14 protein-coding genes are annotated in these 13,336 nt (G+C 72.4%); 11 read left to right on the plus strand and 3 right to left on the minus strand.

Annotation, left to right across the window (positions count from 1 at the left end; all coding sequences use genetic code 11):
* Positions 1-26 precede the first annotated feature (26 nt).
* Both E4198_RS22540 and E4198_RS22545 read left to right on the plus strand, forming a co-directional pair.
* A complete protein-coding gene (locus E4198_RS22540) occupies positions 27-254 on the plus strand; it encodes a hypothetical protein (protein ID WP_247597802.1) in 228 nt (75 codons plus the stop codon).
* 69 nt (positions 255-323) lie between these two features.
* Positions 324-842 carry a histidine phosphatase family protein gene (locus E4198_RS22545; protein ID WP_136184761.1) on the plus strand — a complete coding sequence of 173 codons (519 nt, stop codon included), beginning with the start codon at positions 324-326 and terminating at the stop codon, positions 840-842.
* A gap of 75 nt (positions 843-917) precedes the next feature.
* Here E4198_RS22545 and serB read toward each other — a convergent pair whose 3' ends face one another.
* Positions 918-2,147 (minus strand): phosphoserine phosphatase SerB, encoded by a 1,230-nt coding sequence (gene serB / locus E4198_RS22550; protein ID WP_136184762.1) that lies wholly within the window; start codon positions 2,145-2,147, stop codon positions 918-920.
* Between the two features lie 230 nt (positions 2,148-2,377).
* On the opposite strand from serB, the gene E4198_RS22555 reads away from it, so the two are divergent.
* From E4198_RS22555 to E4198_RS22570, 4 genes are all read left to right on the plus strand, one after another.
* On the plus strand, positions 2,378-4,996 hold the full coding sequence (locus tag E4198_RS22555; protein WP_136185563.1) for an FHA domain-containing protein: 2,619 nt from the start codon (positions 2,378-2,380) through the stop codon (positions 4,994-4,996).
* A 116-nt stretch (positions 4,997-5,112) separates the two neighbouring features.
* A complete protein-coding gene (locus tag E4198_RS22560; protein WP_136184763.1) occupies positions 5,113-6,249 on the plus strand; it encodes a GAF domain-containing sensor histidine kinase in 1,137 nt (378 codons plus the stop codon).
* Complete coding sequence (locus tag E4198_RS22565) at positions 6,242-6,886, plus strand: response regulator transcription factor (protein ID WP_136184764.1); 645 nt, start codon at positions 6,242-6,244, stop codon at positions 6,884-6,886. The genes E4198_RS22560 and E4198_RS22565 overlap by 8 nt, the downstream gene beginning before the upstream one ends.
* Positions 6,887-7,108: 222 nt before the next feature.
* Positions 7,109-7,354 (plus strand): chaplin, encoded by a 246-nt coding sequence (locus E4198_RS22570; RefSeq protein WP_027762341.1) that lies wholly within the window; start codon positions 7,109-7,111, stop codon positions 7,352-7,354.
* A 72-nt stretch (positions 7,355-7,426) separates the two neighbouring features.
* On the opposite strand, the gene E4198_RS22575 is transcribed toward E4198_RS22570, so the two are convergent.
* The gene (locus E4198_RS22575) at positions 7,427-8,254 is read right to left on the minus strand and encodes a hypothetical protein (protein WP_136184765.1); all 828 of its coding nucleotides are present in this window, start codon (positions 8,252-8,254) and stop codon (positions 7,427-7,429) included.
* A gap of 160 nt (positions 8,255-8,414) precedes the next feature.
* On the opposite strand from E4198_RS22575, the gene E4198_RS22580 reads away from it, so the two are divergent.
* The 4 genes from E4198_RS22580 to E4198_RS22595 all read left to right on the plus strand — a co-directional run bounded on the left by E4198_RS22580 (position 8,415) and on the right by E4198_RS22595 (position 11,586).
* Positions 8,415-9,206 (plus strand): ABC transporter ATP-binding protein, encoded by a 792-nt coding sequence (locus E4198_RS22580; RefSeq protein ID WP_136184766.1) that lies wholly within the window; start codon positions 8,415-8,417, stop codon positions 9,204-9,206.
* 22 nt (positions 9,207-9,228) lie between these two features.
* On the plus strand, positions 9,229-9,654 hold the full coding sequence (locus E4198_RS22585) for an NfeD family protein (protein WP_136184767.1): 426 nt from the start codon (positions 9,229-9,231) through the stop codon (positions 9,652-9,654).
* Positions 9,655-9,736: 82 nt separating this feature from the next.
* On the plus strand, positions 9,737-10,693 hold the full coding sequence (locus tag E4198_RS22590) for an SPFH domain-containing protein (RefSeq protein WP_136184768.1): 957 nt from the start codon (positions 9,737-9,739) through the stop codon (positions 10,691-10,693).
* A gap of 125 nt (positions 10,694-10,818) precedes the next feature.
* Positions 10,819-11,586, plus strand: coding sequence for a sulfite exporter TauE/SafE family protein (locus tag E4198_RS22595; protein WP_136184769.1), 768 nt, complete (start codon positions 10,819-10,821; stop codon positions 11,584-11,586).
* On the opposite strand, the gene E4198_RS22600 is transcribed toward E4198_RS22595, so the two are convergent.
* The gene (locus E4198_RS22600; RefSeq protein ID WP_247597803.1) at positions 11,564-12,112 is read right to left on the minus strand and encodes an HNH endonuclease; all 549 of its coding nucleotides are present in this window, start codon (positions 12,110-12,112) and stop codon (positions 11,564-11,566) included. The two genes, E4198_RS22595 and E4198_RS22600, sit on opposite strands and share 23 nt — an antisense overlap.
* Positions 12,113-12,681: 569 nt before the next feature.
* Here E4198_RS22600 and E4198_RS22605 point away from each other — a divergent pair.
* On the plus strand, positions 12,682-13,299 hold the full coding sequence (locus E4198_RS22605) for a hypothetical protein (protein ID WP_136184770.1): 618 nt from the start codon (positions 12,682-12,684) through the stop codon (positions 13,297-13,299).
* Positions 13,300-13,336 lie beyond the last annotated feature (37 nt).

Raw genomic sequence — 13,336 nt, forward strand, 5'->3', positions numbered from 1 at the left:
GGAGCCGCGACGCAGGGGACGGGACCATGGCCGCGCACGCACACCTGAGCACCAGCCGGAGCGGGCCGCCCCGCGCGCGCGGAAAGACCACCGCGGGGGAGCCCCGGGTCCCCTGGTGGGCCCTCGCACTCCCCGTGCTGGTCTTCTGCACCCTGCTGGCACTGATGCTGGCGGGCGGCGACGCCGAGGCGGCCCAGCGCGGTAGCGAGCCGCTGGCCCGCCTCCTGGAAAGCCTCCGGCAGGCTCTGCTCTGACCCCTCCCTGCGGGGGAACAGCGCCAACCCCCCACGCCCGGTGGCCGGTTTCGTGCGAAGCTGGAACGCATGAGCGTCGATGTGCCCCGCAGGATCGTCCTTCTCCGGCATGCCAAGGCCGACTGGCCCGACGTGGCCGACCACGAACGTCCGCTCGCCGACCGGGGCCGCAGTGACGCCCCGCTCGCCGGCGACTGGATCGCCGGCCACGGCATCGCACCCCAGCTCACCCTCTGCTCCACGGCTGCCCGCACCCGGGAGACGTGGAAACTCGTCGCGCACCAGCTGCCGCAGCGACCCAGGACCGTCTACGAGGAGCGGCTCTACGACGCCTCTCCCGGCGAGATCATCGCGGTCCTGGGCGAGACCTCCAACGACGTCCGCGACCTGCTGGTCGTCGGCCACAACCCGGGCATGCAGGCCCTCGCGGAACTCCTCGCGGGCAGCGCCGACGACGACGCGGCGGCGCGTCTGGGTCGCCACGGCTTCCCCACGACGGCCCTGGCCGTGGTGCGCTTCACCGGCCCGTGGAAGTCCGTGGAGCCGGGGGTCGGCGCACTCGCCGCCTACTGGGCCCCCCGCGTCTGACGCCTCCGGCGCCCGCCTTCCCGGGCCGCCGTCAGGAGGTTTGCCGCCCCGGCGCGGGCCGCCGGGGCGGCGGCGTCACTCCGCGATGTCGGCGGCCTCGACCTCGTCGCGCGTGATGCCCAGCAGGTACAGCACCGTGTCCAGGAACGGGACGTTCACCGCCGTGTGCGCGGCCTCCCGGACCACCGGCTTGGCGTTGAACGCCACACCGAGACCTGCCGCGTTCAGCATGTCGAGGTCGTTGGCACCGTCCCCGATCGCGACGGTCTGTGCCAGCGGCACGCCCGCCTCGGACGCGAAACGGCGCAGCAGCCGCGCCTTCCCTGCCCGGTCCACCACCTCGCCCGTGACACGGCCGGTCAGCTTGCCGTCGACGACCTCCAGGGTGTTCGCCGAGGCGAAATCCAGGCCGAGTTCTTCCTGCAGCGCGTCGGTGACCTGCGTGAATCCGCCCGAGACCACGCCCACCTGGAACCCGAGCCGTTTCAGCGTCCGCACCAGGGTGCGGGCCCCGGGGGTGAGGCGGACCGCCTTGCGCACCTGCTCCACCACCGAGACGTCCAGCCCGGCCAGCAGTTCGACCCGGGCGTGCAGCGACTGCTCGAAGTCCAGCTCGCCGCGCATCGCGCGGGCGGTGACCTCGGCGACCTGTCCCGCGCAGTCCGCGTGTTCCGCGAACAGCTCGATGACCTCGTCCTGGATCAGTGTGGAGTCCACGTCCATCACGACCAGGCGCTGCGCTCGGCGCGCGAGCCCGGACGCGACCACGGCGACGTCGACCCCGTGCCGCGCCGCCTGCTGCGCGAGCACCGTGCGGAGCGTTTCCGTCGCGGTGCCCGAGACGTCGAACTCGACGGCCGTCACCGGGTACTTGGCCAGTCGGAAGATACGGTCGATGTTGGCGCCGGTCCCGGTGATGCCGGCCGCTATGGCGGCGGTCGATCCCGCGGTCAGGGGATGCCCGAGTACGGTCACGTGCGACCGTCCCGTGCCGCGGGGCCGGTTGTCGCCGGTGCCGGAGATGATCTCCGCCTCCATGCCGACCGCCTCGGCCCAGCTGTGCACGGTCGCCCGCAGCTCGCCCTCGGCGGTCCCCCCGCCGGGGGAGGTGACGAGCGCGCACAGCGTGATCCGGCCACGGGTGACCAGCTGCTCGATGTCGACGACATCGACCGCGTACGGGGCGAGCGTCTCGAAGAGACCGGCCGTGATGCCCGGCCGGTCCCTGCCGAAGATCTTGACCAGGAGGGTGGGCGTGTCGTCGGAGAGGGACGCCGGGGGCGCTGTGGCCTGCGATGGGGTCATGGTGCTTCCACGGTAGCGCCGTTCCGGGGGTGTTCGCCGCCCGGACCGCATCGCGGACGGAGCCGCGCGGGGCGACGCCTCACCGGGCCCGGGGCGCCTCGCGACAGGGACGTTGCACGGGTCGGCTTTCTCCCCGGCGGCGAAGCCTGAAATAGTGCCCTCCGATGAACCGCCACCCCCGGGCCTTCCGCCGCGGGGGCATCTCGGGGGACGACAACGTGGGGCATGGAGTGCCGGAACTCGCACTGGAACTGAACGGACGGACCTGGACGCTCGATCCGTCCAGAACACACCACCTCGGCCGTGATCCGCAGGGGGAGGTGGTGATCGACGACGCCCGGGTCTCCTGGCGGCACGCCGCGCTCCGCTGGAGCGGGACCGGGTGGGTGCTGGAGGACCTCGGCAGCACCAACGGCACCTATGCCGGCGGGCAGCGCGTCCAGCAGCTGGAGGTCGGGCAGAGCGCCGCCGTCCACCTGGGCAACGCCACGAACGGGCCCCGGCTTGCTCTGGCCCCCGTCGCCGCGTCCAGCGCCGCCCCCGCGGCAGCTCCGGCTGCGGCGCCCGCGACGGCACCGGCCCCGCAGGGCGCGCCCGGGCAGCCGTACCCGCAGGGGCCCGGGCAGGGCACACCCCCGCAGGGCTGGGGCCCCGGCCACCCTCAGCAGGCGTCCGTACCGCAGCAGGCGTCGCAGTACGCCCCTCCCCACCAGGCACAGTCCCACCAGGCGCCGCAGTACGCACCGCACCCGGCGCAGCCGTCGCGACCCGCCTCCACTCCGCCCGCGCAGCGCGCGCCGCAGCAGCCGGACGGGGGCGGCGATCGCAGCCCGACCACGTTCCACCGCCTCGACCTCGGCCGTGTGATGCGCATCGGCCGATCGCTGGAGAACGAACTCGTCGTCTCCGACCTCCAGGTCTCCCGCCACCACGCCGAGTTCCGAGCCACGCCCGACGGCCGCTTCGAGATCCGCGACCTCGGCAGCCACAACGGCACCTACGTCAACGGCCAGCCGCTGCCCAAGTCCGGCACCGCGCTGATCACCGCGCACGACACCGTGGGCGTCGGCCACTCCACCTTCCGCGTGGTCGGCGGCCGGCTCGAGGAGTTCGTCGACACCGGCGAGGTGTCGTTCTCCGCCCGCCACCTGACCGTCAAGGTCGACGGCGGCAAGGTCATCCTCAATGACGTCACGTTCGGCGTCCCGGAGAAGTCGCTGGTCGCCGTCATCGGCCCGTCCGGCTCCGGCAAGTCCACGCTGCTGCGCGCCCTCACCGGCTACCGGCCCGCCGACGTGGGCGAAGTCCTCTACGACAACCGCGACCTGTACAAGCAGTTCGCCGAACTCCGCCAGCGCATCGGCCTGGTGCCGCAGGACGACATCCTGCACAAGGAGCTGACGGTCCGCACCGCCCTGCGCTACGCGGCGCGGCTCCGTTTTCCCGGCGACGTCGCCGAGACCGAGCGCAACGCCCGGATCGAGGAGGTGCTGGCCGAGCTCAAGCTCGACATCCACGCCACCAAAAAGATCACCTCGCTGTCGGGCGGGCAGCGCAAGCGCGTCTCGGTGGCCCTGGAGCTGCTGACCAAGCCGTCGCTGATCTTCCTGGACGAACCCACGTCCGGCCTCGACCCGGGCATGGACCGCGACGTGATGCAACTGCTGCGCGGCCTCGCCGACGACGGCCGCACCGTTCTCGTGGTCACCCACTCGGTCGCAGAACTCCCCCTCTGCGACAAGCTGCTGGTGATGGCACCGGGCGGCGGCGTCGCCTACTTCGGCCCGCCCGAGGAGGCCCTGAACTTCTTCGGCTACGACACCTGGGCCGACGTGTTCTCCGCCTTCGAGAACTACCGCAGCTACGACTGGATGGGGCGCTGGCAGGGCTCGCAGCACTACCAGATGTACGCCGCGGAGATCGCCGCCTCCCCGCAGCCGCAGTCGGCCGCTCTGCCGTACCAGGCCGTTCCGCAGCCGCCCGCCCGGATGCAGAAGCCGCAGAGCTGGGGCTCGCAGTGGTGGACGCTGACCCGCCGCTACCTGTCCGTGATCGCCTCGGACAAGGGCTTCATGGCCCTGATGCTGCTGCTGCCCGCCATTCTCGGCGTGGTCAGCACCCTCATCCCGTCCGACTACGGCCTCGGCCCCAACACCGACAACCCGCGCGGCCACAACCAGGACGCCGGCACCATCCTGCTGATCCTCGCCGTCGGCATGTGTTTCGCCGGTGCGGCCAACTCCGTCCGCGAACTGATCAAGGAACGGGTCATCTACGAGCGCGAACGTGCCACCGGCCTGTCCCGCTCCGCGTACCTGATGTCCAAGGTCGTCGTCCTCAGCCTGATCACGGCCCTGCAGGGCGTGATCATCTGCCTCATCGGCTTCTCCGTGCGCACCCTGCCGGAGGAGGGGCTGCTCATGCCGCCCGCGGTCGAGATGTGCCTGGCGATCATCGCGCTCGGCTTCACCTCCATGGCCTTCGGTCTGGTCATCTCCTCCCTGGTGAAGACGGCAGAGAAGACCATGCCGCTGCTGGTGATGTTCGCGATCGTGCAGGTGGTGTTCACCGGCGTGCTCTTCCAGATCTTCGGCTCCCCGGGGATCACCCAGCTCGCCTGGCTGATGCCGTCGCGCTGGGCCATCGGCGCGGCGGGCGCGTCCGCGGACCTGTCGCACACCATGGCTCCCTGGGACCGGGAGAAGCCGAACGACCTCGACCCGCTGTGGGAGCACAGCGTCGGCACCTACCTGCTCGACATGACCATCCTCCTCGCCCTCGGCGTCCTGTGCTGCCTCGCCGTGGCCCGGCTGCTGCGCCGCCACGAGCCCGAGGTCATGCGCAAGTGACGCCCGCCCGCACCGGCCGCTGACGGGGCCGGGACCGAAGGTCCTAGGACCCCGGTCCCGGCCCCCTCCCACGCGTGCCCGATACCGGCCCCGGCCAGGGCCGGTACGGTGATCGCATGGTCCCCCGATCCGGTCTGGCAGCAGTCAGCGAGGCGCTCCTCGCCATGAACCGCCGGCTCGAGGTACGCGAGGTCCTCCAGACGATCGTGGCCTCCGCGCGCGACCTCCTGGACGCCGAGTACGCGGCCCTCGGTGTGCCGGACGACCACGGCGGCTTCGCCCAGTTCGTCGTCGCCGGAGTCAGTGACGCCGAGTGGAAGGCCATCGGCCCGCTGCCCCGGCAGCACGGCATCCTGGCAGCGATGCTCCACGAGGGCCCCCAGCGGCTCGCCGACGTCCGCGACGACCCCCGCTTCGAGGGCTGGCCCTCCGCCCACCCCGAGCTCGCCGACTTCCTCGGCATGCCCATCACCGGTGACGACGAGGTCCTCGGCGCCCTCTTCCTCGCCAACAAGCGCTGCGCGAAACCCGCCGGTACCTGCGGCTTCACCGAGGCCGACGAGGAACTCCTCGGCCTGCTCGCCCAGCACGCCGCCATCGCCCTGTCGAACGCCCGCCTCTACGAGCGCAGCCGGGAACTGACCATCACCGGCGAACGCTCCCGCATCGCCCACGAACTCCACGACGCCGTCTCCCAGAAGCTGTTCTCCCTCCGCCTCACCGCCCAGGCCGCCAGCGCCCTCGTGGACCGCGATCCGGCCCGCGCCAAGGGCGAGTTGCACCAGGTCGCCGCCCTCGCTGCCGAGGCCGCCGACGAACTGCGCGCCGCCGTGGTCGAACTGCGCCCCGCCGCCCTCGACGACGACGGCCTGATCGCCGCCCTCCGCACCCAGGTGCAGGTCCTCGACCGCGCCCACGCGGCCCGCGTCACTTTCACCCCCGCGGGGGTGCGCGCGCTGCCCGCGGCACAGGAGGAGGCCGTGCTGCGGGTGGCCCAGGAGGCGCTGCACAACGCGCTGCGGCACTCCGGCGCCCGCCGGGTCGAGGTCAGCCTCACCCGCCGTGACCCGGGCGCGGTCCTCCGGGTGACCGACGACGGCATCGGCTTCGACCCGCGTGCCGTACGCTGCGCCGGGCGCCACCTGGGCCTGGTCTCCATGCGGGACCGGGCCGGCGGCATCGGCGGCAGCCTCACCGTGCAGTCGGAGCCCGGGAAGGGCACCACGATCGAACTGGAGGTGCCCGGTGGTTGAGACGGCCCCGATCAGGGTCCTGCTGGTGGACGACCACCAGGTCGTACGGCGTGGGCTGCGCACTTTCCTGGAGGTGCAGGAGGACATCGAGGTCGTCGGCGAGGCCGCCGACGGCGACGAGGGCGTGGCCCGAGCCGCGGAACTCCTGCCCGACGTCGTGCTGATGGACGTGAAGATGCCCGGCACGGACGGCATCGAGGCGCTGCGCCGCCTGCGCGAACTCGACAACCCGGCGCGGGTGCTGATCGTCACCAGCTTCACCGAGCAGCGCACCGTGGTGCCCGCGCTGCGCGCCGGAGCCGCCGGGTACGTCTACAAAGACGTCGATCCGGACGCCCTCGCCGACGCCATCCGCTCCGTGCACGCCGGCCACGTGCTGCTCCAGCCCGAGGTCGCCGGGGCGCTGCTGTCCGACGGGGACGGCGGCGGCAACGGACGCGGCCCCGCGCTCACCGACCGCGAGCACGAGGTGCTCGGCCTGATCGCCGACGGCCGCTCCAACCGCGAGATCGCCCGTGCGCTGGTGCTGTCCGAGAAGACGGTCAAGACCCACGTCTCCAACATCCTGATGAAGCTGGACCTGGCCGATCGCACCCAGGCCGCGCTGTGGGCCGTACGGCACGGGCTGGCCGGCTGAGACGCGGCCCTCCGCTCGCCCGGGGCGTGCGCAGCCGTCCGGCAGCTCTCCGTCACCCTCCCGGCGGCACGGCCGGACGGGTCCGGTCGCCCTGTTGCCGCGCAGGATTCATTCCGACGGGTGGTCGTGCCGCGGCGGGCGCATCCCCATCGGCCCGGGCCCGTTCTCCAAGGCGTGCTGCGGCGGCCGCCGCAGCCACTCGCCAGGAGGGAGATCGCCCTGATGAAGAACATGAAGAGGATCGCCACGGTCGCCGTCGCCGCCGCCGGGCTCGCCGTGTCCGGAGCCGGTGCCGCCGTCGCGCACGACGGTGCCTCCGCCGACGCGGTCGCCGCGAACTCGCCGGGCGTCCTCTCGGGCAACGTCGTGCAGGTGCCCGTGGACGTGCCGGTCCAGGTCTGCGGCAACACCGTGAACGTCATCGCGCTGCTGAACCCGGCCTTCGGGAACACCTGCGTCGTCAAGTGACCGACGCGCGTCGGCCTGGGGCCCCGCGGTGCACGCACCGCGGGGCCCCGGCGCGTTCCCGCCCGCGTGGTCTCAGCCCCGACGCCGCTCCAGTTCCTCCGCACCGGCGTTGTAGGCCGCCACCTGCGCCCGCCGGGCCGTACGTTCCACGGGCCGCAGCGCCTCCGCGCGGGCGGCGATCTGCGAGGCGCTCATCGCCGTGCCGTGCGTGGCACCGTCCCCTTCGGCGATGGCCACCAGGGCGCCGACCCGTTGCGCCAGCTCCAGCACCCGCACCGCACGTGGCGGATACCCGGGCGCCAGCAGCCGCCGACCCGCCTCGGCGCGCGCACGGTACGCCTCCAGCGCCGCGTCGGCGACGGTCCCGGATCCGGCCACGTCCAGCCGCGTCAGCACCTGCGTCGCCTCCCGCAGTGCCTCCGCCAGTTCACGCTCCGCCTCGGCCAGCGACGGCACGTCCGCCGGCGGCGCCTCCCGCACCGGCAGACACCGCCACACCACCTCCACGTGGGTGTCGAGGGGGTCCGCACCGTCCGTCGCCGGACCCGCCTCGTGCACCTCGGGCACCAGGCCCAGCCCCGCCCCCGAGGCCACCACCGCCTCCCCGGCCTCCAGCGCCAGGGTGTTGAACTCAGGCGGTCCGCTCAGCCCCAGCGGATGACCAGAAGCGGGCAGCGCGAGCCGCAGACCCACGGCGCCCAGCGCGCGCAGCCGCCCCAGCGCCAGCGTGAGTCCCGCCACGTCGCCGTCCGCCGCTCCCTCCGGCCCCGGCAGCCCGGCCACCCGGTGCCGGGCGTCCTCCGCGGTGATGCGCGACGCCGCCTCGTCGGGCGACACCGCCCCGGCCAGCAGGGCGTTCCCCCAGGCGGCCAGCCGTCCTGAACGCGTCTCCTCGAGCATGTGCACCAGCGTAGGCCGTGGGGCCGCGCAGGGACCGGGACCGCCCGGCGACCTCGGGAGCCGTACCGGTGGAGGTGTGGCGTAGGTTTTCCCATGGGCCTGTGCCCGCAGGGCACCGGCAGAAGCGACTTCACCGACAGCATGGGGAGACGACACGCTCATGAGCGACGTACTGGACCTGGTGGACGTATCAGTGGTCCGCGAGGGCCGCGCACTCGTGGACGAGGTCTCCTGGTCGGTCAAGGAGGGCGAGCGCTGGGTCATCCTTGGCCCCAACGGCGCCGGCAAGACCACGCTCCTCAACATCGCCTCGAGCTACCTCTTCCCGACCACCGGCACCGCCACCGTCCTCGGCGACCGCCTGGGCAACGTGGACGTCTTCGACCTGCGGCCCCGCATCGGCATGGCCGGTATGGCGCTGTCCGAGAAGCTGCCCCGCTCCCAGACGGTGCTCGAGACCGTCCTCACCGCCGCGTACGGCATGACCGCGCACTGGCGGGAGAGCTACGACGACATCGACCGCGACCGCGCCCTGGCCTTCCTCGACCGCCTGGGCATGAGCGACTACCTGGACCGGAAGTTCGGCACCCTCTCCGAGGGCGAGCGCAAGCGCACCATGATCGCCCGCGCCATGATGACCGACCCCGAACTCCTCCTGCTCGACGAGCCCGCCGCCGGTCTGGACCTGGGCGGCCGCGAGGACCTGGTGCGCCGCCTCGGCCGCCTCGCCCGCGACCCGTACGCCCCCTCCATGCTGATGGTCACCCACCACGTCGAGGAGATCGCTCCCGGCTTCAGCCACGTGCTGATGATCCGTCAGGGCAAAGTGCTGGCCGCCGGGCCGATCGAGACCGAGCTGACCTCGCGCAACCTCTCGCTCTGCTTCGGCCTTCCGCTCGTCGTCGAGCAGAACGGCGACCGCTGGATGGCACAGGGTCTGCCGCTCAGCTGATCTTCCGCCTACCATAAGGCGGGTGGACGCATGGGTGTGGTGGCTGATCGCCGCCGTAGGGCTGGGCATCCCTCTCGTACTCACCGCGATGCCGGAGTTCGGCATGTTCGCGGTCGGGGCGCTGGCGGGCTCCGTCACCGCCGCGCTCGGCGGCGGAATCGTCGCGCAGACACTGGTGTTCGTCGCGGTCTCAGTCGCGCTGCTCCTCGTCGTACGCCCCCTGGTCAAGCGCTCCCGCACGCAGGTGCCCGCGCACCGCAGCGGAGTCGACGCGCTGACCGGCCGTCAGGCCGTGGTACTGGAACGGGTCGACGGGCAGGGCGGGCGGATCAAGCTGGCCGGCGAGGTCTGGTCGGCGCGCTCCCTCGACGACGGCGCCAGTTATGAAGCGGGCGCGCGCGTCGACGTGGTGGAGATCGACGGCGCCACGGCGGTCGTGATGGGATGACACGTATGCTGATCCCCGGGTGACGGAAGCTCCACGCAGTGTGCCCGGCTCAGTGCTGACGACAACGACAGGGGGAGAGGCGATGGACGCCATCATCATCGTCCTGATCATCCTGGTGGTGCTGGTCTTCATCGCACTCATCAAGACGATCCAGGTCATTCCGCAGGCGAGCGCGGCCATCGTGGAACGCTTCGGCCGGTACACCCGCACCCTCAGCGCGGGACTCAACATCGTGGTGCCGTTCATCGACACCATTCGCAACCGCGTCGACCTCCGTGAGCAGGTCGTCCCGTTCCCGCCGCAGCCGGTCATCACCCAGGACAACCTGGTCGTCAACATCGACACCGTCATCTACTACCAGGTGACCGACGCCCGCGCGGCCACGTACGAGGTCGCCAGCTACATCCAGGCGATCGAGCAGCTCACCGTCACCACCCTGCGCAACATCATCGGCGGCATGGACCTGGAGCGGACCCTGACCTCCCGCGAGGAGATCAACGCCGCGCTGCGCGGCGTCCTCGACGAGGCGACCGGCAAGTGGGGCATCCGCGTCAACCGCGTGGAGCTCAAGGCGATCGAGCCCCCGACCTCCATTCAGGACTCGATGGAGAAGCAGATGCGCGCCGACCGCGACAAGCGCGCCGCGATCCTCCAGGCCGAGGGCGTACGCCAGTCCGCGATCCTCACCGCAGAGGGCGAGAAGCAGTCGGCGATCCTCCGGGCCGAGGGCGAGTCCAAGTCCGCGGCCCTGCGCGCCGAGGGCGAGGCCCAGGCCATCCGTACCGTCTTCGAGTCGATCCACGCCGGCGACCCGGACCAGAAGCTGCTCTCCTACCAGTACCTGCAGATGCTGCCGAAGATCGCCGAGGGCGACGCCAACAAGCTCTGGATCGTGCCCAGCGAGATCGGCGACGCCCTGAAGGGCCTCGGCGGGGCTCTGGACGGCTTCCGCCCCGGCAGCAGCAGCACCGGAGGGTCCGGCGGTCAGTCCGGCACGGGCCTGACCAAGACCCCGCGCCAGCAGCCTCCCATCGACTGACCGCCCCGCGCCCGCCGCGGGCACCGCACCGCGTGCGGCCCACGGAGTGAGACCCGGCTGCACCGTCGCCACCTCTCTCGGGCATGATCGGTGCCCCGAGCACCGATCAGCCGAGGGGTCAGCGCGTGAGCATCTGGGAGATGGCGGCCGTCTGCGTCGCCGGCATCTGGGCCGGCGCCATCAACACCGTCGTGGGGTCCGGCACCCTCATCACGTTCCCCGTGCTCCTCGCCGTCGGCCTGCCGCCCGTCACCGCCAACGTCTCCAACGCCCTCGGGTTGGTGCCGGGATCGGTCAGCGGAGCCATCGGCTACCGCCGCGAACTCAAGGGCCAGCGCGCCCGCATCCTGCGGCTGGGCGCCGTCGCCCTGGTCGGCTCGCTGGCGGGGGCCGCGCTGCTCATCGTGCTGCCGCCCGACGCGTTCGAGCTCATCGTGCCCGCCCTCATCGCCGTCGCCCTGGTCCTCGTCGTCCTCCAGCCCCGGCTCTCCCGCGCGATGCAGCGCCGCCGTGAGCAGAAAGACCGCAGGCCGCCGGTGCACGGCGGGCCGACCCTGCTCGGCGGCATGGGCGTCGCCAGCGCCTACGGCGGCTACTTCGGCGCCGCCCAGGGCGTCATCTACCTGGCTCTGATGGGCCTGCTGCTGCCCGACGACCTGCAGCGCATCAACGCCGTGAAGAACGTGCTGAGCGCCGTCGTCAACGGCGTCGCGGCGGTCTTCTTCCTGTTCGTCGCCGAGTTCCACTGGACCGCGGTGCTGCTCATCGCGGTGGGCTCCACCGTCGGCGGGCAGCTCGGCGCCCGCATCGGGCGCCGGCTGCCGCCGACGGTGCTGCGCGGCGTCATCGTGGCGGTGGGACTGGCCGCGATCATCCAGCTGCTGCTGAACTGACCGCCGCGGCCCCTCCGCCCCGCATGCCGAGCCATTCGGGCAGGGCGTCGCCGTCCCGCAGGTTGAGCGCGAGCAGCAGCGCGTCCGCCGGCGTCGGCTCGAACGGCTGTGTGAGCAGCCGCATGCCGGCCTGGACCGGCGTGCGGTCGGCCTTGCGGTGGTTGTCCGTCGCACACGCCGCCACGGTGTTCAGCCAGGTGTCGCCGCCGCCGCAGGAGCGCGGCACCACGTGGTCGACCGTGGTCGCACGGCGCCCGCAGTAGGCGCACCGGTGCCGGTCCCGGACCAGCACACCGCGGCGCGACCACGGCGCCCGTTGTCGGAACGGGACCCGGACATATCTGCAGAGTCTCACCACCTGTGGCACCGGAAGGTCGAGACGGGCCGCGCGCACGCGGAGGCCGGGGTGTGACTGCTCCACGACGGCCTTGTCCTGCATCACCAGGACCACCGCGCGTCGCAGCGACACCGTCGACAGCGGCTCGAAGCCGGCATTGAGAACCAGCGTCTGACGCTTGTTGATCACGACCTCACCTGCGCTTTCTCTCGGAACTCGGCCCGGGGAGAAGGCTTCGGGGCCGAGCAGGACGGCGCGCGCGACCCGGTCGGCGCCCTCTTGGGGATACCCGGTTCGCCCACCCCATGAGCATCGCGACTCGGCGCGCATTGCTCTACTGCATTTCTCACCGGCCCGGACGGGCGGGGTGGGGAGCAGCGTCGGCCGTTGCGCCGTCCACCAGCCGCTGGTCTGCGCGATCGCGGTACGGGCGAGCGAGGTGGAGTCCACGTGCGCGACCAGGACGGCCTGGCCCGCCTCGCCGGGAGTGACCGATCCGTCGTACCAGCCCGGAGGGAAGGTCGGGCGCCGACCGCTGGGACAGACGGGCGGCCGCGCGCTCGGCACGCACCCCGCCGCTCGGTCCGGCCGGTGGGGTTCGGTGGGGTTCCCTGCCGCCGCGGGCGGTACACCGGTCGTCCCCGGGGTCGCGGGGGACCTCCAGAAGTCTTCCGGGCCGCCCCTGCAGAGGGGCGGCCCGGTGGTACTTTCCATGACTTCATGCCCGCCGGGCATGCTCTCAACAGTTCCTGGAGGCAATGGTGTTCAGACGTCGGATACTCGCTCTCGCGACGGCTCTCCTCGGGCTGGGGCTGATGGCGGGCCCAGCTCAGGCAGCCACGCCGACGGGCGGGGCGCCCGCCGCGCCGCAGGCCGCCCCCGCGGCTGCGCCCTCGGGCTGCACGTCGTGGGTCGAGTGGGTGCACGAGGGGAACAGCCACTACTACGGGCGCGCGAACGTGCAGTGCGCCACCGGCACCTATCGGGTGAAGGCGCAGTGCCGCAACCTGCAGAGCGGGGTGGGATACGTCGTCTACGGAACGCGCGTGACCGGTGCGCCTTCCGTGGCGACCGTGCAGTGCCACAGCGGGAACGTGGCGGAGAGCGTGCACGCGGTGGCCGAGCCCCCGGCGGCGGGCGTCACGGGCTGCACGTCGTGGATCGAGTGGGTGCACGAGGGGAACAACCACTACTACGGGCGGGCGAAGGCGCAGTGCGACACAGGGCGCTACCGGGCCCAGGCGCAGTGCCGGAACCTCCAGTCGGGTCAGGGCTACGTCGTGACGGGCAGTCGTGTGGTGAGCGCGCCGGACGTGGCGACGGTGCAGTGCCACAGCGGGAACGTGGCGGAGAGCGTGCAGGCGGTGCCCGAGTGACGGGCGCGTGACGAGCGGGCATGGGCGCGGTGGACGC

The sequence above is a fragment of the Streptomyces sp. RKND-216 genome, assembly GCF_004795255.1.
Lineage (GTDB): Bacteria > Actinomycetota > Actinomycetes > Streptomycetales > Streptomycetaceae > Streptomyces > Streptomyces hazeniae.

Bases quoted from the DNA above. Each gene is read 5' to 3' on its own strand.
- E4198_RS22540 (WP_247597802.1), top strand. From the start codon at position 27: ATGGCCGCGCACGCACACCTGAGCACCAGCCGGAGCGGGCCGCCCCGC.
- E4198_RS22605 (WP_136184770.1), top strand. From the start codon at position 12,682: ATGGTGTTCAGACGTCGGATACTCGCTCTCGCGACGGCTCTCCTCGGG.
- E4198_RS22575 (WP_136184765.1), bottom strand. From the start codon at position 8,254: ATGCTCGAGGAGACGCGTTCAGGACGGCTGGCCGCCTGGGGGAACGCC.
- E4198_RS22545 (WP_136184761.1), top strand. From the start codon at position 324: ATGAGCGTCGATGTGCCCCGCAGGATCGTCCTTCTCCGGCATGCCAAG.
- E4198_RS22570 (WP_027762341.1), top strand. From the start codon at position 7,109: ATGAAGAACATGAAGAGGATCGCCACGGTCGCCGTCGCCGCCGCCGGG.
- E4198_RS22590 (WP_136184768.1), top strand. From the start codon at position 9,737: ATGGACGCCATCATCATCGTCCTGATCATCCTGGTGGTGCTGGTCTTC.
- E4198_RS22560 (WP_136184763.1), top strand. From the start codon at position 5,113: ATGGTCCCCCGATCCGGTCTGGCAGCAGTCAGCGAGGCGCTCCTCGCC.
- E4198_RS22580 (WP_136184766.1), top strand. From the start codon at position 8,415: ATGAGCGACGTACTGGACCTGGTGGACGTATCAGTGGTCCGCGAGGGC.
- serB (WP_136184762.1), bottom strand. From the start codon at position 2,147: ATGACCCCATCGCAGGCCACAGCGCCCCCGGCGTCCCTCTCCGACGAC.